This is a genomic window from Microcoleus sp. N3A4, from assembly GCF_036701805.1.
Taxonomy (GTDB): domain Bacteria; phylum Cyanobacteriota; class Cyanobacteriia; order Cyanobacteriales; family Microcoleaceae; genus Microcoleus.
In genome coordinates, this window is sequence record NZ_JAUBRJ010000161.1 from 1 (window position 1) to 2,237 (window position 2,237).

The following is a 2,237-nucleotide window of genomic DNA, read 5'->3' on the forward strand; positions in this document are numbered from 1 at the left end:
CAACGCTCATGCACAAAGCGATGACTCCGGGATTAAGCACTGAGTCGAGAAGTGGCGAGTTCTGCATGGCCTAACGCTGGAGCTAAGCGGCAGCATCAATCGCGAAGCGATTGATCTGTCCGCTTGAGCGAGTTGTTAGGTGGGCCAGCCACAAGATCGTTGCGCGAGGGCCAGGCCACCACCGGCTTGAAGTCTACCCGCCAAACGTCGATCTCAAACGGCAACCCATCCTTGTCGAGGTTGAGGACGGCAGAAACCGGAACGCCCTCGTCTGTGAAGAAGTGGCACTGCGCGGGAGAGGAGCCAAGTTGCCGGCCGGTAGCGAAGGGCGCAATGGCCAAGCTGCCCATGCCGCCGTCTGCCATGGGCGCAACGGTGATTGCCGCAGCATCAAATGGGATGGCCGCCAGATCAAACAAGAACTCTACAAGCGGGCACTCGGTCTCGAGAAGCTGTCTCATGGCCCACCTAACGCTGGAGCTAAGCGGCCACATCAATCGTGAAGCGATTGATTGGTCCGCTTGAGCGAACTGTTAGGCACTGATCTATCTCAGTGCCGAGAAGATGAAGCCTAGCGCAGGAAACATGGCAAGGCCCGCACCGATGCCGAGGACGACGGGCGTGAGCCATATGGGGCCCGGAAGGTGGCGTGCTAACCACCCTGGAACCAGCGAGACCAGCATCGCGGCCGCAAGGCCGATCAACCATTCCTTGGCGCCGTCGCCCCTCACTATTTCCATAAGGGCTTGCGACAGAACCGCAAGAGCCGCTACTACGGAGTATCCGTAAGCGACAAAGAAGCGCGTCCGATTCTCGCCGTGACCGATCATGCTGCCTCCGTGCCTAACGTCTGAGTTAAGCGGCAGCTCCAATCGCGAAGCGATTGGACTGTCCGCTTGAACGAATAGTTAGGCGGAATGTGCCGGAGCGAGGAACAGCAGACAAGGCCGGATTGAGTTTTGTTGTGCCCGCGCCTGCCTAAACCTGGCACTGGCTACTCGACGGCCCGTCGGACTTGCGACGCGCGGCTACACAGCGCGGGCGGGCCGGATGTCTCGCGGCCAGTTGTCTCGCACTTGCCGAGACCGAACTCGCCTCAGCCCACCCTAGAACCAACCGCCTAACGCTGGAGCTAAGCGGCCACATCAATCGCGAAGCGATTGATTGGTCCGCTTGAGCGAACTGTTAGGGGCAAGTTTGACATGGAGCCTCTGCCGGTAGTCATGAAGTTACCGCGCGACGGCCTCGGTATCGAGGAACCTCTCCCCGACTCCATCGACCCAGCCACCGGAGATCCTTGCAACGGGCATGTACGGGTGGCAACAAACAACTCCGGCGATGAACTCCACAAACGTGAGCTCAAAACGAACCACATCTCGGCGCCCGTCCACGCACACGATGCGCCATCCGTCGCCAGAGTCAAAGCCGTAGAGAGCTCCGACCTCATCAGTGGCAAATCCAATGACGTCACCCCTAGGCGCTGGAAAGTCCGAGGTGACGTAATAAAGCTCTTCATTGAAGTAGCTGGCTGCCAGGACTGGCTCCTGTCGAATCCATGTGTCGCGATACTCCCCAAGCTTCAATCCGCCGTGTCCGTACAGTTGCAAAAAGTCCAGGTAGTCCTGCGGGATGCCCGGAAACTGAGCTGCAATTCCCGTGGCCTCCTCCGGCGAAAGAGGGGCGAGCTCAGACAGCGCATCTTCAATTCTCTTTTGGAGATGGCTCGTAAATTCCGCGAAAAGTCGCATCCTGCCTGCCCCTAACTGGTGAGCTAAGCGGCAGCATCAATCGCGAAGCGATTGATCTGTCCGCTTGAGCGAAATGTTAGGCGCCAATTTAGCCGAATTGGACCGCCACGAGATCTGCCGGCGTTGGCTGTGCCAGTCGGAGCCCTTCCCGCGCCTCTGAATACTGGTGATGCAGGCCGCTGCTGCAATACCAAATAGAAGAGACGTCGAGGTCATACCCGCCAGGACAGTTGCGCCAGACCTCAAGCCCGTACAGCGGCACTCTATGTGCCTCGAGGAGCGCCATGAACTCAAGCGCTCGGCTCGCCGGCATACCGCGTTCCGCAACGCCTTCCAGCGCCGCATGGCCGTGCTCCTCGACGAACGCGAGGAGCTTGGAGTACAGCTCCGTGTGACTGCGATCTGTCATTGGCGCCTAACGCTGGAGCTAAGCGGCCACATCAATCGCGAAGCGATTGATTGGTCCGCTTGAGCGAAATGTTAGGTGCG

The 2,237-nt window shown here is 59.1% G+C and carries 3 protein-coding genes; all 3 read right to left on the minus strand.

Annotated features, from left to right (window positions below):
- Positions 1 to 95: 95 nt before the first annotated feature.
- Positions 96 to 461: a DUF6984 family protein gene (locus QUA56_RS36385; protein ID WP_332986677.1), complete on the minus strand. Its 366-nt coding sequence runs from the start codon at positions 459 to 461 to the stop codon at positions 96 to 98.
- 768 nt (positions 462 to 1,229) lie between these two features.
- Entirely contained in the window at positions 1,230 to 1,748 is a 519-nt protein-coding gene (locus QUA56_RS36390) for a hypothetical protein (protein ID WP_332986676.1), read from the minus strand.
- A gap of 88 nt (positions 1,749 to 1,836) precedes the next feature.
- Positions 1,837 to 2,157, minus strand: a complete 321-nt coding sequence (locus QUA56_RS36395) for a hypothetical protein (RefSeq protein WP_332986675.1) — start codon at positions 2,155 to 2,157, stop codon at positions 1,837 to 1,839.
- Positions 2,158 to 2,237 lie beyond the last annotated feature (80 nt).